This window comes from Rhizobium leguminosarum bv. trifolii WSM2297, from assembly GCF_000271845.1.
Genome location: NZ_JH719392.1, coordinates 90,139 through 112,158, shown reverse-complemented (window position 1 = coordinate 112,158; position 22,020 = coordinate 90,139). Strand labels below are relative to the sequence as shown.

Here is a 22,020-nt window from a genome sequence, read left to right as displayed (position 1 = left end):
GCGCCCATCCACTACTGAGGTATAGGATGAGCTGGCACAAATGACGGGAAATCTGATCGATCGGCCAGGCACTTCTACATCAGAGACCAGCCGGGCGCACCTTCTGGCCAGATGGTTGATCCGCGACGTCGGGGATAGTTCGTGATCCGGGCGATACGTCCAGCTTTCGATCGCAATCAATCAACGGAGAACAGGATGACCAAGCGTTTGAACATACTGGCCAGGACGAATGGCGGCATCGATGGCCTCGTCGCCGCCGAGGCATGGATCGCCAGAAGCTTCGATCCCAGACTGATGGAGCTCGTGAAGATGCGCGTGTCGCAGATCAACGGCTGCGCCCATTGCCTGCACATGCATCGTCAGGAAGCGCTTAAGCAGGGCGAGACGGAAGAGCGGATGCTCTTGCTGGACGCCTGGCATGAATCGCAGCTTTACACGGATCGCGAACGTGCGGCGCTCGCGTGGGCCGAGTCGCTGACCTATATCGCCGAGAGCCGCGCGCCGGATGCGGATTATGAAGCCGCTCACAGCGTCTTTTCGGAGGACGAACTTATGGCGCTGTCTATCGGTATTGCAATGATCAACGCCTGGAACCGGCTGGCGATCGGCTTTCGGCTGCAGCATCCGGCAGATCACAATCGCGCTGCTTAATCGCTGAGCAGATGCGAACGCGCCGGGCGGATCTATCCGCCCGGCAATGTCCAATCCAAAGCTTTCAATACGGTGATGCGCCATCCATGAGCAGGAAGGAGGGGCGGGACATCGTTCGACCGGCGAGTGCCCCTGTTCTTTCATGCCAGCCTCTTCGCTGCCAAGTCTCGGCCGCATCCCACCGAGAGCATGAGCTGCCCTATCCTCAGGTATGGCCTTTCCTCTCCCTTGGCCGGATCGACCGTCAAACGCGCCTCAACATAAAATCCGCTCCGTGGCTTGTGGCCGTTTCGATCACGCAAAACAGGAGCGCATCATGTCGCAGACAGAAACAAAACCTCACACGATTTCTCAGCAGGAGACAGACATGAACAACCCTCCACAGCCCGTTAAATCAGCCCCCGACGAACTGGTTCCATCGCGCTATGCGGTGCAGATCGGTGATATTGAGGTGCTGGTGATCAGCGACGGCGTGCTGCCGCTGCCGACCAAGATGCTGGGATACAATGCCGACCCGGCCGACCGCGCGGCTTGGCTGAACGAGATGTTCCTGCCGCCGGACGCTTTCGACTGGGCGCTGAACGTGGTCGTGGTGCGCAGTGGCAAGCAGACCATCCTCATTGACGCCGGCCTGGGGCTGGACCCGGAATTGAACCTTCCGCGGGCCGGGCAATTGATCAAGCGACTGGAAGCCGCCGGCATCGACCTTGGATCCGTTACCGACGTGGTACTGACTCACATGCATATGGACCACGTTGGCGGGCTGATCGTCGACGGGGTGAAGGAGCGGCTGCGTCCAGACCTCAGGATCCATGTGGCGGCGGCCGAGGTCAAATTCTGGGAGGCGCCCGATTTCTCTCATGTGTCGATGCCGCCCGGCTTCCCGGACGCGCTTCGGGCGGCCGCCAAGCAGTTCAGAAAAGAGTACGACAGCCACCTGCAATTGTTCGATGATGAGTACGAGGTGGCGCCGGGCGTGGTCGTCTCTCGCACCGGCGGCCACACACCTGGCCATAGCGTGGTCCGCGTGGCATCGGGCAAGGACCGGCTGATGTTCGCTGGCGATGCGGTATTCGCGGTCGGCTTCGATCACCCCGACTGGTTCAACGGCTTCGAACACGATCCCGAAGAAGCTGCCCGCGTCCGCGTTCGTCTTTTGCGAGAGCTGGTGGAGACCGGCGAGCTTCTGGTGGCCACTCATATGCCGTTCCCCTCCGTCGGCCATGTGGCAGCCGACGGCGATCACTTCCGTTGGGTGCCGGTCTTCTGGGACTACTGACCGCCTGGTGCAATAGAGCCGAGCCGGCGCACGGCCTTTAAAGCCAAGCCCGGCTCGGCCGAGTGGATCTGCGGAACCGGCAAGGCCGGCCCGATCCTCGACCAATCGTTCAGAAACGAATGAACAATGCGGTGCGCGAAGCGGCCGCGCATGGAGAAGCTCATGAAAATCGTCATCATCGGCGGAACCGGCCTTATCGGTTCGAAGACGGCAGATCGCCTCCGCAAACAGGGCCATGAGGTCATTGCCGCCGCCCCGAATACCGGCGTCAACACGATCACCGGCGAGGGTCTCGCTGAGGCGCTGACTGGCGCCTCCGTCGTCATCGACCTCGCAAACTCGCCTTCCTTCGAGGACAAGGCCGTGCTCGAATTCTTCGAGACCTCGGGCCGCAACCTTATGGCGGCGGAAAAGGTCGCCGGCGTGAAGCATCACATCGCCCTGTCCATCATCGGCACGGATCGCCTGCCCGAGAGCGGCTATATGCGGGCCAAGGTCGCTCAGGAAAAGATCGTCAAGGAATCCGGCATTCCCTATACGATCGTCCACTCGACCCAATTCATGGAATTCCTCGGCGGCATTGCGCAGTCCGGCACGGTCGGCGACACCACCCGCCTGTCGACGGGTTTTCTGCAGCCGATCGCTTCCGATGATGTCGCAGATTTCGTGACGGATGCGGCCCTTGCGGCGCCGATGAACGGCATCATTGAGATTTCCGGCCCAGAGCGTGCTCGGCTTTGGGATTTCGTCGCCCGTTACCTGAAGGCGATGGGCGACACCCGGAAGGTCGTGGCCGATCCGGAAGCCCAGTATTTCGGCACCAAACTGGAGGACGGCTCGCTCGTTTCCGACAACAATCCCCGTATCGGCCGCATCAATTTCGAACAATGGTTCGCGACATCCGCACGCAAATAAGGGGATGACTATGTGCCGCCACGGGCGGCGCCTCGTCCAAGCTTCGAGAAAGGAAATTCGAGATGATCAAGTCAATCCTCGCCCTTGCCATGACGGCTCTCTTGTCTGCCACGGCGGCGACCGCGCATGATGCCGGCGACAAAGATGCCAAGGTTACTCTCGTCTATGAGCATGAATTGCCGAATGCTCCTGGCAAGAGCATGAAAGGCGTTCTGGTCGAATACGGCCCCGGCGGGTTCTCTTCGGCCCACACCCATCCAGACTCGGCCTTCATCTATGCGACGGTCCTCGAGGGTGCGATCCGTAGTCAGGTCAATGACGGTCCGGTCAAGGTCTACAAGGCCGGCCAGAACTTCTCCGAGATGCCCGGCGATCGCCATGGCGTCAGCGAGAATGCCAGCAAGACCAAGCCGGCGAAGCTCCTGGCGGTCTTCGTCGTCGACAGCAGCCAGAAGGAACTGACCTTCCCGATCAAGAAATAGCTGCGCTGGGGCGAGTGCCATCTGCATTCGCCCCATCCCCCTGGCAAATCATTACCGGCGAGCCCGTCATGTTTGGCGAACATCATTCCCTTCCGCTTCTCCTCATCAACCTTCTGGGGCTTGCCGGAATCGTTATTTGGCATATCCAGGGACGCAGCCGTCCGACCGCCCGCCTGATCGTACAGGTCCTGTTCTTTGCCGGAATGAGCCTCGTGCTTTGGCTTGCCGGAGTTTCGCCTTATCGCCTCGACGATGCCGAGCTTCAGGAGGCCGGCATCCTGCTGGCCAAATCCGCAAGGGTTCTCTGGTGGCTCCATCTCGCATGGACGCTAATCGGCTTCGTGCAGATCTATATCACTCTCAACCACAAGCCGCGGGAAGCACATCTGCTGCAGGATTTGATCGTCGGTGTCGTCTATCTCGGCGTGACTCTGGCAGTCATCGGCTTCGTCTTCGGAGCGCCGATCGGCCCTTTGGTTGCAACCTCTGGCGTGGTCGCCATCATCATAGGCCTGGCGCTGCAGAACACGCTGGCCGACGTCTTTTCCGGGATCGCGCTCACGCTCGGTCGTGCTTATGTCATCGGCGATTGGATCCAGCTTGGCGACGGGACGGAAGGGCGCGTCGCCGAAACCAACTGGCGCTCCACCAATCTTTTGACCGGCGGACACAATGTCGTCGTCCTGCCCAATAGCGTCCTTGCAAAACAGGGAATGACCAATCTCAGCCGTCCTGACGAAACACACTGGATCGCACTTTCCGTGCACGTTGCCGCCACCCAGCCGCCATCCGTGGTTGAAGACCTCATGCTGGGCGTTCTGCGGAGCTGCGAGCGAATCGTTAAAATTCCGCCGCCGTCCGTCGCGCTCAAAGCGATTGATGCAATGGCTATCGAGGTCGAGCTGCAGTTTTGCGTGGCGAGCCCGGCCAGCCGAATGCCGGCCAAAAATGAGGTCATTGATCTCGTCTATCGGCACTGCAAGACGAACGGCCTCTCATTGGCAATGCCGGAAAAAAGCTTCTTCTGCCTGCCGCCTCCTGAGAGTGTCGAGCCCGCGGCAGCTATCGCCAGGCCGCTCTCATCCAGCACGGTTTAGCCATGGACATCGAACTGAGGCGCAAGATTGACGAGCTTGAGCAGCAACTGCGCGCCGCAGCGGCTGAGAACGCCAGCCTGCAATCGGAGCTTGCGATTGCGCTGGAGCGCCAGACCGTCACCGCACAAATTCTCAACGTCATCTCCATGTCGCGAACCGACGTGCAGCCGGTTTTTGATGTCATTTCCGAGAGCTCGCGACGGTTGCTCGGCGGTCAAACGGCGCTTGTGACGCGCGTCGTGGCCGGCATGCTTCATGTGGCGGCCTGCACGGCGGGAAGCCGGATCAGCCACGAGGAGATCCGGGCTTCATTTCCCACTCCGCTGACATCCTCGGGGATTCACAGCCGAGTTGCACTGAGCTCCGCCATGGCGTTCCGCTCCGATATCGAAACCGAACCCGGTGTCCCCCAAGCCATCAAGGACATGGCGCGCGCCAGGGGATATCGAAGCATCATCGTGGTCCCCATGCTTCGCGAGGGCATCGCTATCGGCACGATCGGTGTTTCGCGTGCCGAGCCGGGGACCTTCAGCGACAGCCAGATCAACCTTCTCAACACGTTCGCCGATCAGGCGGTGATCGCGATCGAGAACGCGCGGCTATTCGAAGAAGTCCAGGCGCGGACCACGCAGCTCGCCAAGTCCCTCGACGATCTGCGCGCCGCGCAGGACCGTCTGGTCCAGACCGAGAAACTCTCCTCGCTCGGCAAGCTCACCGCCGGCATCGCGCACGAGATCAAAAACCCGCTCAACTTCGTCAACAACTTCGCTGCCCTCTCGGCTGATCTTACGGACGAGTTGAACGATGCGCTGGCTCCGGTCGCCCTGGCGGATGATGTTCGCAATGAGCTCGACGAACTGCGCGGGATGCTGAAGGACAATCTGCAAAAGATCGTGCAGCACGGCAAGCGCGCCGATTCCATCGTCAAGAACATGCTGTTGCATTCGCGCGGGGGTGGCGGCGAACACCGGTCGACCGATGTGAATGCGCTGGTGGAGGAAAGCCTCAACCTTGCCTATCACGGCGCGCGCGCGGGGACACCGCATTTCAACGCGACCCTCAGGCGCGCGTTCGATCCCGACGCCGGCACCGCCGAAGTCTTTCCGCAGGAGATCACGCGCGTGCTGCTGAACGTGATGTGCAATGGCTTCTATGCCGTGGCCAAGCGTAGCATTGAGGAGGGTGCCGGATTTGAACCTACGCTCAGCGCCAGCACGCGCAACCTTGGCGATACCATTGAAATCCGCATCCATGACAACGGCACCGGCATTCCAGCCGAGGTCAAGGAGAAGATGTTCGAGCCCTTCTTCACGACCAAGCCGCCTGGCGAAGGCACCGGTCTCGGATTGTCGATGAGCCACGATATCATCGTGAAGCAACACGGCGGGCGGATCGATGTCCAGACCGAGCCCGGCGAATTTACCGAGTTCACCATCCTGCTGCCGCGCGTCAGCAATTTTTCGGACAATAACAGCAGAAGAGGCGAGCCATGACGGTGTTGGTTCTGGTGGTGGATGACGAAGCGGACGTCGAGGTCTTGTTCCGCCAGCAATTCCGCCGCGATCTTCGCGCCCGGCGCTTGCGTCGTTGTCACGCTATTTTTCGCCTGAGCTTGCCAAGCACCTTTCCGCAGGCGGTATTGACGATGACATGCAGGTTCGCTGGCGCGACATCGCAGTGATCTTCACCGACATCACAGGCTTTACCTCACTCGTCGAGACAGTCGCTCCCGAGGTGCTGGCGGAGTTGCTTAATGAATATGTCGGCGGTCTCACGGATGTCGTCTTCGCGTATGAAGGAACGGTGGCCAAAGTGATCGGCGATGCCATTCAGGTGCTGTTCAATGCACCTGGCGACCAGGCCGACTATGCGACCCGCGCGATCGCCTGCGCACAGGCGCTCGACCAATGGGCCGAGGCGTTTAGCGAGCGCTGGAAACAGAAAGGCGTTGACTTCGGGACCACACGTATCGGCGTTCACGCAGGCCCCGCACTGGTCGGCAACTTCGGTGGCGATCGCTTCTTCGATTTCACCGCCTACGGCGATACAGTCAACATTGCCGCGAGGCTGGAGACCGCGAACAAGACGCTGGGCACGCGGATTTGCGTCAGCGACAGTGTCGCGAGCGGGGTAGAGGAATTCAGGGGACGGCCGGTCGGCGATCTTGTCCTGCGCGGGCGCAGTGAGCCATTGCGCGCCCACGAGCCCTTGTCGGCTGCGCAGTTCAATGCGCCGGTCACGACGCAGTATATGACAGCCTTTACCAAGCTCGAGCAGAATTGCGCCGCAGCCATGCCTGCTTTCGCCGCGCTGGTTGGCATATACTCCGATGATCCGCTCGCCAGCTATCATTTGAGGCGGCTGCTCAACGGCGCCTCGGGCATTCGCATACAGGTGGGATAATCGAGCGCGAGGATAAGAGTCTGGTACAAGCGCGCGATCCGGCGACTGATCGTCGCCGCCTTCGGATTGCATGAAGATGATCGGCGTGGCGCTGCGACTTTTGCCACCATCCGACGGAATCGCGCAAGTATTCCAATGCGAACGATCAGACGGCGATGGCGTCGATATCGGACAAGCCGCACCCCTGGAGCCACACACGCCAATGCCACGCGAATGGCTTAGATCTTGCGATGCTAACCAGCCAGCGAAGGCGCGCTCCGGGTCCAGAAGCGGAAATTATTGCCGCTTTACGCGCCGGTTGACTGAGGCCCAAAGCCAGGGCACAAAGGTGGCATCCACGGTCGCTCACGACGGGAAAATATGAGGAATTCAAAGACGATTTAGCTAAGTCTTTGAAATCATGTGAGAATCCAGGTTCCCTAGCCAAATCTCCCTAAACTCCCTTGATTGCTTGACTTTCCGGTCGTGCCGTCGATCTGATCGTTGGCGGTGAAGCCGTCCCTGGCGACGAAGTGCGGTCCTTGATGTCGGCCACCTAGTAGACTGCATTCCCCAGGCGCACCGCGTCGGATAGCGATCAGACCGGAGCGCGTCGCCGTCGATATTCCTCAACCCACCGTCCGCAAAAAAGCCCCGCGGTTGTTGCGACCGCGGGGCTCTTTGACGCCTGACCAGGGAGAGTAGGTCAGGCAGCCTTGACTTTACTGGATGTGCGGGCCCACTCGGGCAGCCAGTCCCCGTGGGTGGCGAGCAAATCGTCGACCAGCGACCAGATCTGGTCGAGGTCGAGTTCGGCCGCCGTGTGCGGGTCCATCATCGCGGCGTGGTAGATATGCTCGCGATTTTCGGTCATCAGCGCCTGCACCGTCAGTTCCTGGACGTTGATGTTGGTGCGGATCAGCGCAGTCAGCTTGCGGCGGCAGGTCGCCGATGAAGGTCGGCTGGATGCCCGAGGCGTCGACGAGGCAAGGCACTTCGGCGGCGCAATTTTCGGGCAGCGAGGTGATGCAGCCGTTGTTGCGGACATTGCCGTAGATGACAGAAGGTTCGCCGGTCCAGACCGAATTGATGATTGAGGAGGCATATTCCTTCGACGGCTTGACCTCGATCTTGTCGGCCGAGCGATAGGCCTCGGCCTGGCCCTTCCAGCGTTCGATCTGCTCGATGCAGCGCTTCGGATATTCATCGAGCGGAATGCCGAACTTCTCGATCAGGTCGTCGCGGCCTTCCTTGATGAAATAGGGCGTGTATTCGGCGAAATGCTCCGAGCTTTCGGTGACGAAATAGCCAAGCCGCGTCAGCATCTCGTAGCGCACCTTGTTCGGGCAGCGCGGGTTCCAGCCGGGCTTCGGCGCCCTGCCCTCGCGATAGGCGCGCAGGAGATCGGGATAGAGGTTGCGGTAGGAGCCGTCGGCCTGGCGATGCTCGAATTTGAGATAGAAGGCCATGTGGTTGATACCGGCGGCGCGGTAGCGGATTTCCTCGTAGGGAATGTCGAGGTCATGGGCGAGCTCCATCGCCGTGCCCTGCACCGAATGGCAAAGGCCGACCTGGCGAATTGTCGGGTATTTCTCCGAGATCGCCCAGGTGTTGATCGCCATCGGGTTGACATATTGCAGCATGATCGCCTCGGGGCAGACGGCGAGCATATCCTCGCAGACCTTCCAAAGATGCGGCACGGTGCGCAGCCCGCGCATGATGCCGCCGACGCCGAGCGTGTCGGCGATCGTCTGGCGCAGGCCGTATTTCTTCGGCACCTCGAAATCGGTGACAGTGCAGGGTTCATAGCCGCCGATCTGGAAGGCGACGACGACGAAGTCGGCGCCGGAAAGCGCCTTGCGCTGATCGGAATAGGTCTCGGCCTTCGCCTTGACCCCGAGCGTCGAGATCAGCTTGTTGACGACGACCGCACTTTCCTCAAGCCGCTGCGGATTGAGATCCATCAGCGCGATCGTCGCACCGGATAAAGCGGGACGCTGCAACACGTCGCCGATGATGTTTTTCATGAAGACGGTGGAGCCTGCTCCGATGAATGTGATTTTGGGATTTGCTGCCCGCTGAACCTGCGTCGAGTTCCTCGAATACAATGAAGGTGCGTCAACGTAGGTATAAGCTCGATGAACTGCTGGAGGGTTACGACTCTAACGCTCCCCGGTCACCAGAAGAACAAGTGTGGATCAATGCGCCGGCCGTGGGAAATGGTAAGACCTAATATTCACGCCCCCGGCGAAATCTGGTGGCCCGATATGCATCCGTCTGTGGGCAAAGGGCAACGCGGACGCTACGCGGGCTTCGTCCTGTCGGCCTTCATGCGGCCATCTCGTGAAGCGTGTCCGTCATCTCCCACACGTCGTAAGGCTTCGAGAAGAACACGCCGCCCTTGGGAAGATCCGACGCCTCCGGCTTCTGCTTTCCCGACACCACGATGATCCGGATAGGAGGCCACCGGTCCCGGACGGCCGCAGCCAGCTTGAGGCCGTCCATAGGTCCTGGCAGTTCGATGTCGGTGAGCAGTATGCGAATGTCGATTTCGGTTTCCAGGAGAATTATCGCGGCTTCGGCATCGCCCGCCTCCAATGCCTTGAACCCGGCTTCTTCGACGAGGTCTACTGCGAGCATGCGCAGGAGCGGCTCGTCTTCAACAATCAGAACTTTCGATAGCATCAACACATCCCCTGCGGCATCCGCGGATAAGGTGAAACCTGCATGACGGCCTCTGGTTCCTGCACGGAGAAGCCTATTTCGGACCCGCTGACCGCCTCGCCTGAGCGCTGTCCATTTTTTGCGAATGCGTTATGTTACCCAGATGCATATCTTCAAGAGAAACAATGTCTTCGTGCGCTGTTCAGGCGACGACGATCGTGTTCGCCCACGGCTTTGGTTGCGACAGCAACATGTGGCGGTATGTGGTCCCTGCCTTCGAGGGCCGCTATCGCGTCGTTCTGTTCGACAACGTCGGTGCTGGTGAATCTGATTTGTCCGCCTATTCGTTGGAGAAGTACGGAACGCTCGACGGCTATGCTGCCGACCTCGTCGAGATCGTAGCGGCCGATGGACAATCAATCGCTTGTCATCGGCATAACCAAGCATCAGCAGCGCTGCTGCCGAGATGTCATCAGGACGCCCATGTTGGACTTCATAAACATTTGCGAGCCAGCCCGCGATGCCGCCAATGATAATTGCCGCGATCCAGCCGATGCCTGCATTTTCCATATTGTATCCCGAGTTTGAATGTCTGACTGACGAAACCGTCAGCCAGCCAGCAGCGAAACACGCGCATGACGACGGATGGTTCCGCCGGGCGATCAGCCTGCGGCCGGCCATTCGTTTGCGGGCTCGTCAAGCGACCCACAAGTTTTTGAACGCTTCCCGAACCTCGACGCGGAACAGTGCGTCGTTCCTCCAGCGCTCGGGCTTGTAGATGTCCATCTCGGTCGGCATGACGTTGAAGTCGCCCGCGAACCGGCAAGATCCAAAATTGTTTCAATCTCAGACGCGTAGTCATTTAGTGCACAAGCCATTGGATCAGCTACGATGAGGGAGCGATCCTGGGCGGGGCTTCCAGCCAGTCGGCGCGCCAAATCAAAGATAAATTGCTGCCGCCCTTACTCGAAAGGTCTACGCCGTCGCGAGTGCTCCCAGCACCCGCCACAGGTCAATGCCGGTCGCTTACCGCCACCAATGTTTTCCTGTCCGATATCACCGCCCGATCCCATCACGTTTGCTGTGCGAGCCCGCGCGCCGGACCTTCGAGTTAACCGCAAATCACGCAAGAAAAGCATTCGCGCTTTATGTTCCGGACGGTGGAACGAAGAGGCTCGCCTGGGGTTTCTTCCTCACGAATCTGAGTTCGGCACGAGAGGAAATTCCCATGAAACCGTTCATTTTCGCCGCAGCGCTTCTAGGCGCTTCGGCATTGTCAGCCATGGCCCAGACGGCGCCCGCAACGACAAGTGACGGCAAGACGCCGGCCGTCGCAACTCCTGACTCGAACAACCCGACCGCCCCGGTGGAAGGCGCAAACAGTTTCACCGAGGGTCAGGCCAAGGACCGGATTGAAAAGGCCGGCTATACCGAGGTCAAGGACCTCAAGAAGGATGACAAGGGCATCTGGATGGCGTCGGGCATGAAGGACGGCAAGGCCGTCGTGATCGCTCTCGACTACCAGGGCAACATCGTCGCCAAGTAACGCAACAGACCCTTCCGGAGAAACGACCATGAGAACCGTAACTGGACTTTTCGATGATTATACCGACGCCAGTTCTGCAGTCAGCGCGCTTGAAGCCGCCGGCGTCCCATCCAACGACATCAGCATCGTTTCCAACAATGCCGACAACCGCCACGGCGAGCATTCGAATGCAGGCGAAGGCGCGGGCACAGGTGCCGGCATCGGCGCAGTCGTCGGCGGCGCTGGCGGCCTTCTGACGGGCCTTGGCCTGATGGCCATTCCGGGCGTCGGCCCGGTCGTCGCAGCCGGCTGGCTGGCGGCAACCGCAGCCGGCGCTGCCGCCGGTGCGGTCGCCGGCGGTGCAACAGGCGGCATCATCGGCGCAATGACGAGCTCCGGTGTCTCTGACGAGGACGCAAATGTCTATGCTGAAGGCGTTCGCCGCGGCGGCTCGTTGGTCACTGCGAGGGTTGAGGACGCGCTTGTCCCGGAAGCAGAAGCAATCCTCAGGCGCTCCAACTGGGTGGACCCGGCCGCACGCCGTGCCGCTTACACCAAGGAGGGTTGGACCAAGTTCGACGACACGCTCGACCCCTATGGCCCGGAACAAATCGAACGCGAACGTAGTCGTTATCGCCTCTGAACTCTATGCATGCGCGCGCCAACTAGCGGGCGCGCTGGGCTCGGCATAGTATCGGGCTCGGGATAAGTGCCGTTATGCCGAATTCGGCATAACGGCACGAACATATCCCTCGCCCGTACCCCAAGAGGCGCTTTTTCGCGCGAATCCGGACTGCCCGGCGAACTATAGGCGAATTCTTCGCCGCGACCGGTCGGCGGTCGGAACGCACCGTCGCGCTCGGAAAGGCTCTACAGGTCGGCCGAGAGATCGAAGAGCTGCTGAGCGCCCAGATGAACAACCTCGCCTTCCCCCTGGATCCTGCCGTTGATCGCCATCATGCTGGCGCCGAGCACGACGCGACGCGACCGTTCGAAGAGCTTCGGCCAGACGACGATGTTGGCAATGCCGGTTTCGTCATGGATTGTGAGGAAACATCACGCCCTTTGCCGATCCTGAAAATTCGATGGGACGGGGAACGGCCCGCCAGTTTGCGATTTCAGAAGCGCTTCTTGAGGAAATGGGTTCTTTCGCAGCCGGATGACAGTGGTTTTAAAGTGATGATTTTGGTTGTCTGTCAGTTGCTCAGAAACCACCGCCACCGCTGGTGCCGCGAGAACTGGTCGGCATTGCAAGCTAAGGGTTACGACAAGCAGGGTTGAAGGTGAGAGTGCGGACACGTTAGCGCTCGGCTGGCATTCGTCGGCGACGAAAAGAACGGCAATATCGCTGTGTTTACCATCCCTGTCGGGTCCCGGCGCAATGGAAAACTCGCCAAAGAAGCATCTCAATGACAAGCCGGACTTTCACGACAGTGTGGTATGTGCGCCTTCTGACCCGCTGGCCACAACGGCCGTAACTGCAGCGACCAGAGAGCATGTGCTCTCGGCAGGAAAAGGCGCAACCATCGTCTCGAAAAGGAAATGCGTAGACAGCTCTGGCTCGAGCGCAGCGCTAAGCAGTGCGACAAGGTGGGAACATTACGTGCGATCGCATGGTTCGGGCGTCTGACATCACGCCGCGGGACCTCCATGCCATTATTGCCAGCCGCGCCTAGGGCGCTACGACGAATAGTTATCATCAGCGACTTCCAGGACGGCGACGCCGAAAACGCAGAGCCTCGCACCCCGGCGTGGTATCGCGAACAGTGGCTCGCGGGCAATCGGGGACCTCGCCCACAACCCGCTGATCGGGGCCCAAACCTTCAGGTAATCGGCGGCTATATCGAACGGCTACCGCTCGCCGTTCTCAAAGCCGGTCTTGTGGACTGCGCCGAGGTCTGGACACATTGGCACGGCGCTACGCCACCGATTGATCAGCCTGTCACCAGCCCATTCCTGACCCGCCGGGCATTTCAGGCAAACGGGTCCGAAACGCCGTTTTCTTCCAACGACATGCTCGGACACCTTGCCGCCTTCGGGCCGCCGTCGATCCTTTGTGTCTGGGGTCTTGGTGTGAGTGAAGACGTGTTGTTGGCATGCCGCGACAGTTTCAAGATTTATAACTCGATCGACGCGCCCGCCCTGCGCGTTCCCTTTGAGGTGAGCCGCCATTTCGACCTTATCCTCACTGGCTCCGAATGGCAGTCGGAGGCGGTATGCTCGCACCATCCGACGATACCCACGATCATCATGCCTATCGGACCGGAGTTTGCCTCCGAACTCACCTTCAGGCCGATCGACGTTCCGAAGACCTACGACATGATCTACGTTGCTGCCGCGCAAGCCTATAAGCGGCACGACATCCTGTTTCGCGCGCTTGCCAAGCTTCCCGGTTCGATGCGCGCCCTTTGCGTCTGCGGGTACGGCGAGATGATCGACACATTGCGAAGCCATGTCTGCGAACTCGGCATCAATGTCGACTTCATCGATCCACCCGGCGTGCCGTTTGCGGAGGTGAACAGGCTGATGAACCAGGCGCGTATCGGCGTGGTCTGCGGCATCGATGACGGGGCACCGGCGATCCTTACCGAATACATGTTGGCGGGAATACCGGTCCTGGCCAACAGCCAGCTGCGCTGCGGATTGCAATTCATCACTCCCGAGACGGGCCGAGTGGCCTCGCCCGAAGATTTTCACGAAGGCATTCGCGACATGCTGGCCCGGCTCGATACGTTCAAGCCCCGCCAGGTCGTTCTCGCCAACTGGACGTGGCCGCACAGCCTGCGAAAGCTGAGTTCCTTCATTGGCGGGTCAGCCGGATAGAACGCCATCCGGGAACATTCGTCGCCATTCGCAGTTCGGGATCATTGCGATTGCGAGGCCCCTCGATGAATCTGCTGAATTCCGTCCCGCAATTGTCCGACGACAGCCTGTTGGATCACGCGCCGCTCATTTGTTTTTCGCATCTCAGATGGGACTTTGTGCTCCAGAGGCCGCAACATCTGATGGAACGGTTTTCGCGTGGGCGGCCGGTCTTCTATTTCGAGGAGTTCATCCCCACCGACCATCATTTGGCCTATCTGGAGATACACCCCTTCGAAGGAACGAGCGTCAAGGCTGTTCGCCCGCGGATTCCCCATTGGTGGAACGAGGCCGATCGAGAGGCTGCTCTTCGCAGGCTGTTGGACGACCTGATTTTGCTCCACGGCGGCAAGCGTCCGATCCTTTGGTTCTATACGCCGCTGATGTTTGCCTTTGCCCAGCATGTTGACGCGGTCGCGGTTGTCTATGATTGCATGGATGAACTCGCGAACTTCAAATTCGCCCCGGCCAATCTCAAAGCCTGCGAGCAGGCCTTGATGGCTAGCGCCGATGTCGTTTTTACCGGCGGCCTCAGCCTCTACGAGGCAAGACGGGACCAACATGACAACATCCATGCGTTCCCGTCGGGGGTCGATACGCATCACTTCCGCGCCGCCCGAGGCTCGTTACCCGTTCCAGCCGACCAGGCGGATATTCCTCAGCCTCGTCTCGGCTACTATGGGGTGATTGACGAGAGGCTCGACCTCGATCTGGTCGGCAGCGTCGCGTCGGCCCGGCCTGATCTTTCCTTTGTGTTCCTGGGACCGATTGTGAAGATTTCGCCGGACGATCTACCCCGAGGCGCAAACATCCATTATCTCGGGCAAAAGGCCTATTCCGATCTTCCGGCATATCTATCGGGCTGGCAGGCCGCGCTGATGCCGTTCGCACTAAACGAGGCCACGCGCTTCATCAGCCCCACCAAGACCCCCGAATATCTCGCCGCAGGCCGGCCGGTCGTTGGAACACAAATCGTCGACGTCGTGCGCACTTACGGCGACGTGCCGGGAGTGTTCTTGGCAAATGGCGCCCAGGCCTTTGCCGAGGCCTGCGAAGCGGCACTCATCTTGTCCCGCTCCGACACGGCCTGGTTGGATGTGGTGGACGGGGTTGTGGCGCAATCGTCATGGGACAGTACCTTTCGCAGAATGTCCGCGCTTGTCGACCAGGCGGCAGCGCAAAAAATCGTTTCGGCCGCCGTTCCCGAGAGATTTCGCGCCGGCACCAACCGCCGACCACCTTCGGATACCTTCGACTATCTGATCGTCGGCGCGGGATTTGCCGGATCGGTTCTTGCCGAGCGGCTCGCAGCCGATGGTGGCAAAAAGGTCCTTGTCTGCGACAGGCGCTCCCATATCGGCGGCAACACCTACGATCACTATGATGAGGCGGCGATCCTGGTTCACAAATATGGCCCGCACATCTTCCATACCAACAGCGAGGACGTCGTCGCCTACCTTTCCCGCTTTACGGCATGGCGGCCCTATGAACATCGAGTGCTTGCCCAGGTCGGCGATCTGCGCCTTCCGATTCCCATCAATCGCACGACACTGAATGCTCTCTACAACATCGATCTGACCAACGATGCCGAGACGGCGCGGTTTTTGGCGGATCGGGCGGAGCCTTGCGATCCGGTGAAGACATCGCGCGACGTGGTGATATCGCAGGTTGGCGCGGAGCTCTATCGGACCTTCTTCGAGGGCTACACTCGCAAACAGTGGGGGCTCGACCCCTCCGAACTCGACCGATCTGTGACGGCACGTATCCCCACCCGGACCAACACCGATGACCGCTATTTCCTGGACCGCTTTCAAGCCATGCCGCTTGACGGCTATACCCGCATGTTCGAACGGATGCTGAACCACGACAATATCACCGTGATGGTCGCCACGGAGTTCGCCGATCTCAGGAATGAGGAACTGGCTGACCATACGATCTTCACAGGTCCCATCGACGAATACTTCGGCCATTGCTTCGGGCGCCTGCCCTATCGCAGTCTGAAGTTCACCCACGAGACACGTGATGTGAGGCGACTGCTGCCGGTCGCGGTCATAAACTTCCCGTCGGAGGATGTGCCCTATACGCGCGTCACCGAATACAAGCACCTCACGGGTCAGATCCATCCGAGGACCAGTATCAGCTATGAGTATGCAAGTGCCGAGGGAGAGCCCTACTATCCGATCCCGCGCCCGGAAAACCAGGCGCTTTACAAACAATACGAGACCCTGGCGCGTACGTGCGGCGACGTAACCTTTGTCGGGCGGCTTGGTACCTACAAATATTACAATATGGACCAGGTCGTCGCCCAGGCGCTAGCGACATATCGGCGCCTGCGGGATCGGCAAGGAACCAGCGGAACCCTCGCCGGCGCCCGGCATGACTAGAAAACCTCACGTCACTCTAGCGACCGATAGCCTCAATCCTTCCGGGATGGGCGAACACATGCTCGCTCTCGGCCGCGGTTTGAGCGAATGCTGGGACGTCACAGTCGCGATCATGTCCGAGGATCCGACGGGCTTGTTGGTGCGCGCGGCGCGCTGCGGACTGGCAATCAAGCTGATCCAGGATACAGACGAGTTTCACGAGTGGCTGTCGAGATCCAGAATCGATATTCTGCATGTCCACGCAGGGATCGGATGGGAAGGGCATTCTCTCGCAGCGGCGGCCGATGCCCGAGGCATTCCGATCATACGCACCGAGCATCTCCCATATCTTCTCAATGACCCGGAACAAATCGAGTGTTACCGACGCGAAACCGAGAGATTGGCGCATCTCATCGTCGTTTCCGAAGCCTCACGTCAAAGCTTCCTTGAGGCACGGGTCGCGCCCTCGCGTTTGACGGTGGTCCGAAACGGCATCTTTCCGCTGCTGCCCGTGCGATCCGCCATCGATTTTTCGGAGGGACTCGGCCTTGTCGGAAAGACGGTCCTTTTGACCGTCGCGCGTTTCACCGAGCAGAAAGACCAGGCGTCGCTGGTGCGCGCTTTGCCGGCCGTCTTGGAGGGCAATCCTTCCGTTGTCTTGCTTCTTGTGGGGACTGGTCCCGAAGAAGAGCGCGTGAGGGCCCTGGTAACGGATTTTGACCTGGCCGACTACGTCCAGTTTCTAGGGCAAAGGGACGATGTCGCCGAGATCATGGCCATCGCCGATCTTTTCGTTCTTCCATCGCACTTCGAGGGGCTTCCGCTGGCCGTTCTGGAGGCCATGTCGCTTGCGGTGCCCGTGATCGCAACCCGCATTGGCGGGACGGTGGAGGCGCTCGGCGATGATCATCCTTATTTCACCCAGCCGGGCAATCCGGCGGAGATTGCCGCAGTCATCAATCGCGCGCTAGCCGATCCCGGTCGACTGGCGGCAAGCGGCCGGTCCGGCCTTGAACGTTTCAAGCGGGACTTTTCCGTCTTTCGAATGGCCGCTGAGACTTCGGCGGTCTACGAGCGGCTCCTGAACCAGCCGCGAAACCGGACACAAAAGGACAGGTCAATGGAAAAGACACGGCTGGGCTTCATCGGCGTCGGCGGCATCGCGCGCCGGCACCTGGACGTTCTGGCGAGCTTCGACGATGTCGAACTCGTGGCATTTGCCGACCCTGATCTTGGACGGGCAGACGAGGCGGCGATGCGCTTCGGCGCGAGATCGTTCGCGCATCATCGCGAAATGCTCGATACGCAACAGCTTGACGCGGTCTATATCTGCATCCCGCCTTTTGCCCATGGCGAGCCCGAACGCGATCTCATCCAGCGCCAGATACCGTTTTTTGTCGAAAAGCCGGTGTCGCTGGGCCTGGCGCAGGCCGAAGACATCGCTGCGGGCGTGGCCAACGCCAACCTCGTCACCGCTGTCGGCTATCATTGGCGCTATCTCGATATCGTCGACGAGGCAAAAAGCCTGTTGGCAGACAATCCCGCACAGCTTCTATCAGGCTACTGGCTCGACTCGACCCCCCCGCCGGAATGGTGGTGGAAAGAGGGGAAATCGGGCGGTCAGATTGTCGAACAGGCAACCCACCTCCTTGATCTCGCCAGGTGGCTCATCGGAGACGTCACGGAAGTCTACGGGCGCGCCAGCTACAAGGACAGGCCGGAATTTCCAGGCCTGGACGTACCGACGGTGACGACGGCAAGCCTCACCTTTGAAACGGGCGTGGTCGCCAATATAGCTTCCACCTGCCTTCTCGGCTGGAGCCATCGGGTCGGCCTGCACATTTTTGCCGAAAGGCTGGCAATCGAGCTGACCGATCGCGACATCATGGTTGATATTGGACGCGGTCGCCCCGTGCGCACCGCCGACGGCGATCCAGTCTGGCGCGAGGACCGCGATTTTATCGACACCGTGCGTGGCGGTGAAAACCGCATCCGATGCCCCTATGGCGACGCTGTAGCAACCCACCAGCTTGCCCTGGCCGTCGTGTCCTCGGCTCGGAGTGGGTCGGTCGTGCACCTCGACCCCTCGGGGATCAGACGGCCTCAACCGGCGCCGCTGCAGCCGCAGCCGCGGCTGCGGCAGGGGCTTGCATCAGGCCATCGCAAGATATGCTCGCTTGGCGTCGAGGCGCCAGGCCGCGCCTATTTCTTCGACTATGACGAAGGACCGCCGGCAGATGGCCAGTTGCGGCTTGACACGCTGTTCACTGGTCTGTCCGCTGGTACCGAGCTGACGTTCCTGAAGCATACCAATCCTTATTTCCATTCCCGCTTCGATGGCGGGCGTGGTGTCTTTATGGAAGGCGAGCCCGATCTGCATTATCCCGTTCCATTCCTCGGCTACATGGAGGTCGCGCGCGTTTCGCAGTCGCGTGCACATGGTTTCTCCGAGGGCGCGGTGCTAGCGGCGAGTTATGGCCATAAGAGCGGCCATACGGCGGACCCCTATCACGATCTCTTGGTCCAGATGCCCCTCGAACTCGATCCCCTGCTCGGCATCTTCGTCGCCCAGATGGGGCCGATCGCCGCCAACGGGATCCTCCATGCCGACGCGGAAACGTTCGGGGCCAATGTCCCCGCACTCGGTGCGGGTGTCGCCGGTCGTCCGGTGATCGTTCTCGGGGCCGGCACCGTCGGTCTGATGACGGCGCTCTTTGCCCGCGTGCTTGGCGCCTCCGACGTGTTGATTGCCGACCCTTCCGACTTTCGCCGAGAAAAGGCGGAGGCGATGGGGCTGACCGCGATGACGGAAGATCAGGCTTGGCAGCATGCCAAGGCACGTTGGCACGACGGGACGATGGGACGCGGTGCCGATCTTGCGTTTCAGACACGAGCTCACCCCGGGAGCCTGCATACGGCCCTCAAAGCTTTGCGGCCGCAGGGTACGGTGATCGATCTTGCCTTCTACCAGCACGGAGCGGACGCCTTGCGGCTTGGCGAAGAATTCCACCACAATGGCCTGAACATACGGTGCGCTCAAATCAACCGCGTTCCCCGCGGGCTCGCTCCACTCTGGGATCGGCGCCGGCTTGCGTGTGCGACTGTCGACCTCCTTGCCTCGGACGGAACGATGATCCGTGAGCATATGGTTACCCATGTCGTCCCTATCGACGAGGCACCATCCTTCCTCGCTGATCTGGTCGAGAACCGACCGGAGTTTCTGCAGGTCGTCTTCAAGGTTGGCAAATGACCATCGAACCGACGCCGATACGGATCCTATTCGTTTTTGCTTGGCTGGTCGTCGGGGGAGAGGAGACCGAAGTGCGACTGCTGGCCAAACACCTCAATCGCCGCCGGTACCGCATCGACGTCGTGGCCTGCTTCAAAAAGCCCGGCATGCCCGAGCAGACCCATGTCCAGCTTCGCTCGCTAGGGATCGACGTCGACACCACGCCCTACGACCTGTCGTTTAACGACACCGTCAACTACCTTGCCGGAAAAATCTCGAGCTACGACGTCGTGATCTCCTGTCAGAACGTCGCGGATATCTATCCTGCGTTGGAGCGCCTGCATCTTCGCCCGCCGCTGATCGAACATGGCGGGCTCGTTTCTGAAGCACTCGCCGGCCCTAAACATTTGACGACCCGCTACGTCGGCGTATGCCGTTCCATCCGCGACGCCGCCGCATCGCGGATGCCGGGACGCGAGCATGATGCGCTTGAGATTCCTTCGATGGTCGACCTCTCGGCGTTCGATCCGGGATTGCGGGGACCGACCCGTAGGGCCCTGGGGATTGCCGGGGACGAGGTCCTGATTGGCTGGGTCGGCCGGCTCGACCCCAAGAAGAACGTCGAGGACTTTATCGAAGCCGCTGCTCGGGTGAGTGTCGCGGCCAAGCATGCCAGGTTCGCAATTGTCGGCGGGCCTGATGCCTTCGTGCCGGACTATGCGGTTCAACTTAAGGCCATGGCGGCCCAACGCGGGCTGGGCGGTGTGCTTCAGTTTCTGGGCGACCGGCAGGATATCCCTGCCCTCATGGCGTCATTCGACATCTTTGCCTGGCTTTCAAATGGCGAAGGTATGCCGCATGTCATTGGAGAAGCCGGTGCAGCAGCCCTGCCGGTGATCGCGACGCCCGATAACGGCGCGAAGCAGCAAATAGACGACCACATATCCGGCGTATTTGTCCCCTATCGGGATGCCGCCGCCGTGGCCGGACATATGATGGCTCTGTTGCGGGACACGCAACGCCGACACGCACTTGGCATCGCACTACGGCGGAAGGTTGAAACCACCTATTCAATCGAGGCGGTTTTGCCGCAGTGGGAGCAGCTGCTGGAGGATGTCTGCAGCAAGCGCCAAGCGGCTGGCCCGACCGGTCTGTTCAGGTCTTTTCTGCAGGGAGGTTTCGAATGCTCTACCCATCGCCTTCGGCCGTGGGAAGGTGAGACCATGGGCCGCCGTCTCGATATGATCGCCGCCGTCGGCCACGATCGCTACGCCGAAGAGGACTACCGGCAGCTTCTAGGCATGGGGATTTGCACGGCGCGCGACGGCTTTAGATGGCACCTTATCGAGAAATCCGGTGGTTATGACTGGTCGAGCGTGCGACCGATGGTACGGGCGGCCGCGGTGACCGGCACGCAGGTCATCTGGGATCTGCTGCATTATGGCTGGCCGGACGATCTCGACATCTGGTCGCCGTGTTTTGTCGATCGCTTTGCTGCCTTCGCCGGCGCTTGCGCCAAGCTGGTGCGCGAAGAGTGCGACAGTGTTCCCTTTTACTGCCCGGTCAATGAGATTTCGTTTTTCTCCTGGGGCGGCGGCGATGCCGGCTATCTGAATCCTTTTGCCAATGGCCGTGGCTTTGAACTGAAGGTGCAGCTGGCGCGCGCCGCTATCGCTGCGATGGACCAAATCAGGGCAATCGACCAGCGCGCGCGCTTCGTTCACTGCGAGCCGGTAATCAACGTCACCGCGCATCCCTCACGGCCCGAAGAGCGGGGCATCGCCGAAGGTCACCGCCAATCGCAATACCAGGCGTGGGACCTCATTGGCGGACGGTTGTGGCCACAGATCGGGGGACGCGAGCGCTATCTCGATGTCATCGGCGTTAATTATTACTTCAACAACCAATGGATTCATGGGCGCGCGCCGATCGACATCGGGCACGAGTTATACAAGCCCCTCAATGAAATTTTGCGCGAGACTTTCGCCCGATACGGCAGGCCAATCCTCATCGCCGAGACCGGTATCGAGAACGAGCGACGGGCGACGTGGTTCGAATATGTCCTTGGCCAAGCTTCCCTCGCGATGCAGTCTGGCGTTCCGTTGGAGGGACTATGCCTCTATCCGATCGTAGATCATCCAGGTTGGGACGATGGCCGTCACTGCGCAAATGGCGTTCTTTCGACCGAGGTCACGACTTCCGGACGAACTGCCTACGCACCGCTTGCGACCGCCATTCAAGAGGCGGGGGCTCGAGTCCCTTTCGCCGCCCGCGAGTCGGCCAAAAGATAAAATTCCGTCGCAAGCCGCCCGATGAGAACGGGACGGCAGATCAGCCTTAAGCGCGAACGGACCAGCGTCTCGTCATGCGCTGAACGCTAGCAGGACACGTTCCTGGTCAAGCCGCCAAGCAAGCATTTTTTCCCGACGACAGTTTCCGGGAAGTTGCGGTGCCCGTCTATCTCGATATTCCCGCCAGCGGGAGCTGCGTCATAGGAGCGGTTGGCCAGATCGGGCAGGAACCTGAGGCTCCACTTCTGGATTGGCTAGAACGAACTTGCCCGTGAGATCG

General features: G+C 60.3%; 14 protein-coding genes and 7 pseudogenes. 15 read left to right on the top strand and 6 right to left on the bottom strand.

The features are described 5' to 3' along the window. Nucleotides 1-195: 195 nt before the first annotated feature. Nucleotides 196-651, top strand: a complete 456-nt coding sequence (locus RLEG4DRAFT_RS00505) for a carboxymuconolactone decarboxylase family protein (protein WP_003574488.1) — start codon at nucleotides 196-198, stop codon at nucleotides 649-651. Between the two features lie 367 nt (nucleotides 652-1,018). After that, a complete protein-coding gene (locus RLEG4DRAFT_RS00500; RefSeq protein ID WP_245277924.1) occupies nucleotides 1,019-1,930 on the top strand; it encodes an MBL fold metallo-hydrolase in 912 nt (303 codons plus the stop codon). Here the strand turns inward: RLEG4DRAFT_RS00500 and RLEG4DRAFT_RS40575 are convergent. Continuing rightward, on the bottom strand, nucleotides 1,924-2,109 hold the full coding sequence (locus RLEG4DRAFT_RS40575) for a hypothetical protein (protein WP_141651642.1): 186 nt from the start codon (nucleotides 2,107-2,109) through the stop codon (nucleotides 1,924-1,926). The two genes, RLEG4DRAFT_RS00500 and RLEG4DRAFT_RS40575, sit on opposite strands and share 7 nt — an antisense overlap. On the opposite strand from RLEG4DRAFT_RS40575, the gene RLEG4DRAFT_RS00495 reads away from it, so the two are divergent. The 6 genes and pseudogenes from RLEG4DRAFT_RS00495 to RLEG4DRAFT_RS00475 form a co-directional block, all read left to right on the top strand. Continuing rightward, nucleotides 2,093-2,845, top strand: coding sequence for an SDR family oxidoreductase (locus RLEG4DRAFT_RS00495; protein WP_003574485.1), 753 nt, complete (start codon nucleotides 2,093-2,095; stop codon nucleotides 2,843-2,845). The two genes, RLEG4DRAFT_RS40575 and RLEG4DRAFT_RS00495, sit on opposite strands and share 17 nt — an antisense overlap. 62 nt (nucleotides 2,846-2,907) lie before the next feature. Continuing rightward, complete coding sequence (locus RLEG4DRAFT_RS00490) at nucleotides 2,908-3,327, top strand: cupin domain-containing protein (RefSeq protein ID WP_003574484.1); 420 nt, start codon at nucleotides 2,908-2,910, stop codon at nucleotides 3,325-3,327. A 68-nt stretch (nucleotides 3,328-3,395) separates the two neighbouring features. Next, complete coding sequence (locus RLEG4DRAFT_RS00485) at nucleotides 3,396-4,424, top strand: mechanosensitive ion channel family protein (RefSeq protein ID WP_003574483.1); 1,029 nt, start codon at nucleotides 3,396-3,398, stop codon at nucleotides 4,422-4,424. A gap of 2 nt (nucleotides 4,425-4,426) precedes the next feature. Further along, entirely contained in the window at nucleotides 4,427-5,917 is a 1,491-nt protein-coding gene (locus tag RLEG4DRAFT_RS00480) for a sensor histidine kinase (RefSeq protein WP_003574482.1), read from the top strand. Beyond that, nucleotides 5,914-6,004 (top strand): annotated as a pseudogene (locus RLEG4DRAFT_RS41200) (response regulator); the annotation flags it as partial. The gene RLEG4DRAFT_RS00480 and the pseudogene RLEG4DRAFT_RS41200, both read left to right, overlap by 4 nt. Continuing rightward, nucleotides 6,000-6,827 (top strand): annotated as a pseudogene (locus tag RLEG4DRAFT_RS00475) (adenylate/guanylate cyclase domain-containing protein); the annotation flags it as partial. The pseudogenes RLEG4DRAFT_RS41200 and RLEG4DRAFT_RS00475, both read left to right, overlap by 5 nt. A gap of 685 nt (nucleotides 6,828-7,512) precedes the next feature. Here RLEG4DRAFT_RS00475 and RLEG4DRAFT_RS00470 read toward each other — a convergent pair. Both RLEG4DRAFT_RS00470 and RLEG4DRAFT_RS00465 read right to left on the bottom strand, forming a co-directional pair. Further along, nucleotides 7,513-8,833: pseudogene (locus RLEG4DRAFT_RS00470) on the bottom strand (alpha-glucosidase/alpha-galactosidase). A 301-nt stretch (nucleotides 8,834-9,134) separates the two neighbouring features. Next, a complete protein-coding gene (locus tag RLEG4DRAFT_RS00465; RefSeq protein WP_003574478.1) occupies nucleotides 9,135-9,491 on the bottom strand; it encodes a response regulator in 357 nt (118 codons plus the stop codon). Between the two features lie 131 nt (nucleotides 9,492-9,622). Here RLEG4DRAFT_RS00465 and RLEG4DRAFT_RS53020 point away from each other — a divergent pair. Further along, nucleotides 9,623-9,820 (top strand): annotated as a pseudogene (locus RLEG4DRAFT_RS53020) (alpha/beta fold hydrolase); the annotation flags it as partial. A 120-nt stretch (nucleotides 9,821-9,940) separates the two neighbouring features. Here RLEG4DRAFT_RS53020 and RLEG4DRAFT_RS41195 read toward each other — a convergent pair. Both RLEG4DRAFT_RS41195 and RLEG4DRAFT_RS41190 read right to left on the bottom strand, forming a co-directional pair. Beyond that, a pseudogene (locus RLEG4DRAFT_RS41195) lies at nucleotides 9,941-10,040 on the bottom strand (GlsB/YeaQ/YmgE family stress response membrane protein); the annotation flags it as partial. A gap of 138 nt (nucleotides 10,041-10,178) precedes the next feature. After that, a pseudogene (locus RLEG4DRAFT_RS41190) lies at nucleotides 10,179-10,286 on the bottom strand (exodeoxyribonuclease III); the annotation flags it as partial. Nucleotides 10,287-10,698: 412 nt separating this feature from the next. On the opposite strand from RLEG4DRAFT_RS41190, the gene RLEG4DRAFT_RS00460 reads away from it, so the two are divergent. Both RLEG4DRAFT_RS00460 and RLEG4DRAFT_RS00455 read left to right on the top strand, forming a co-directional pair. Beyond that, the gene (locus tag RLEG4DRAFT_RS00460) at nucleotides 10,699-11,016 is read left to right on the top strand and encodes a hypothetical protein (RefSeq protein ID WP_003574477.1); all 318 of its coding nucleotides are present in this window, start codon (nucleotides 10,699-10,701) and stop codon (nucleotides 11,014-11,016) included. A gap of 28 nt (nucleotides 11,017-11,044) precedes the next feature. After that, nucleotides 11,045-11,638 carry a general stress protein gene (locus tag RLEG4DRAFT_RS00455; protein WP_003574476.1) on the top strand — a complete coding sequence of 198 codons (594 nt, stop codon included), beginning with the start codon at nucleotides 11,045-11,047 and terminating at the stop codon, nucleotides 11,636-11,638. On the opposite strand, the pseudogene RLEG4DRAFT_RS38215 reads toward RLEG4DRAFT_RS00455, so the two are convergent. Next, nucleotides 11,626-12,070 (bottom strand): annotated as a pseudogene (locus tag RLEG4DRAFT_RS38215) (hypothetical protein); the annotation flags it as partial. The gene RLEG4DRAFT_RS00455 and the pseudogene RLEG4DRAFT_RS38215 sit on opposite strands and share 13 nt — an antisense overlap. A 575-nt stretch (nucleotides 12,071-12,645) precedes the next feature. On the opposite strand from RLEG4DRAFT_RS38215, the gene RLEG4DRAFT_RS58765 reads away from it, so the two are divergent. From RLEG4DRAFT_RS58765 to RLEG4DRAFT_RS00435, 4 genes are all read left to right on the top strand, one after another. Then, entirely contained in the window at nucleotides 12,646-13,818 is a 1,173-nt protein-coding gene (locus RLEG4DRAFT_RS58765) for a glycosyltransferase (protein ID WP_003574475.1), read from the top strand. Between the two features lie 65 nt (nucleotides 13,819-13,883). Further along, nucleotides 13,884-16,241, top strand: coding sequence for a UDP-galactopyranose mutase (gene glf, locus RLEG4DRAFT_RS00445; protein WP_003574474.1), 2,358 nt, complete (start codon nucleotides 13,884-13,886; stop codon nucleotides 16,239-16,241). Further along, nucleotides 16,234-19,470 (top strand): glycosyltransferase, encoded by a 3,237-nt coding sequence (locus RLEG4DRAFT_RS00440; RefSeq protein WP_037093043.1) that lies wholly within the window; start codon nucleotides 16,234-16,236, stop codon nucleotides 19,468-19,470. The genes glf and RLEG4DRAFT_RS00440 overlap by 8 nt, the downstream gene beginning before the upstream one ends. Further along, a complete protein-coding gene (locus tag RLEG4DRAFT_RS00435) occupies nucleotides 19,467-21,740 on the top strand; it encodes a glycosyltransferase family 4 protein (RefSeq protein WP_003574471.1) in 2,274 nt (757 codons plus the stop codon). Before RLEG4DRAFT_RS00440 ends, RLEG4DRAFT_RS00435 begins: the two co-directional genes overlap by 4 nt. Nucleotides 21,741-22,020 lie beyond the last annotated feature (280 nt).

Coding starts and splice junctions, on each gene's coding strand:
- RLEG4DRAFT_RS00435 (WP_003574471.1), top strand. CDS start 19,467: ATGACCATCGAACCGACGCCGATACGGATCCTATTCGTTTTTGCTTGG.
- RLEG4DRAFT_RS00505 (WP_003574488.1), top strand. CDS start 196: ATGACCAAGCGTTTGAACATACTGGCCAGGACGAATGGCGGCATCGAT.
- RLEG4DRAFT_RS00465 (WP_003574478.1), bottom strand. CDS start 9,491: ATGCTATCGAAAGTTCTGATTGTTGAAGACGAGCCGCTCCTGCGCATG.
- RLEG4DRAFT_RS00455 (WP_003574476.1), top strand. CDS start 11,045: ATGAGAACCGTAACTGGACTTTTCGATGATTATACCGACGCCAGTTCT.
- glf (WP_003574474.1), top strand. CDS start 13,884: ATGAATCTGCTGAATTCCGTCCCGCAATTGTCCGACGACAGCCTGTTG.
- RLEG4DRAFT_RS00480 (WP_003574482.1), top strand. CDS start 4,427: ATGGACATCGAACTGAGGCGCAAGATTGACGAGCTTGAGCAGCAACTG.
- RLEG4DRAFT_RS00490 (WP_003574484.1), top strand. CDS start 2,908: ATGATCAAGTCAATCCTCGCCCTTGCCATGACGGCTCTCTTGTCTGCC.
- RLEG4DRAFT_RS00460 (WP_003574477.1), top strand. CDS start 10,699: ATGAAACCGTTCATTTTCGCCGCAGCGCTTCTAGGCGCTTCGGCATTG.
- RLEG4DRAFT_RS00500 (WP_245277924.1), top strand. CDS start 1,019: ATGAACAACCCTCCACAGCCCGTTAAATCAGCCCCCGACGAACTGGTT.
- RLEG4DRAFT_RS58765 (WP_003574475.1), top strand. CDS start 12,646: ATGCCATTATTGCCAGCCGCGCCTAGGGCGCTACGACGAATAGTTATC.
- RLEG4DRAFT_RS40575 (WP_141651642.1), bottom strand. CDS start 2,109: ATGATGACGATTTTCATGAGCTTCTCCATGCGCGGCCGCTTCGCGCAC.
- RLEG4DRAFT_RS00495 (WP_003574485.1), top strand. CDS start 2,093: ATGAAAATCGTCATCATCGGCGGAACCGGCCTTATCGGTTCGAAGACG.
- RLEG4DRAFT_RS00440 (WP_037093043.1), top strand. CDS start 16,234: ATGACTAGAAAACCTCACGTCACTCTAGCGACCGATAGCCTCAATCCT.
- RLEG4DRAFT_RS00485 (WP_003574483.1), top strand. CDS start 3,396: ATGTTTGGCGAACATCATTCCCTTCCGCTTCTCCTCATCAACCTTCTG.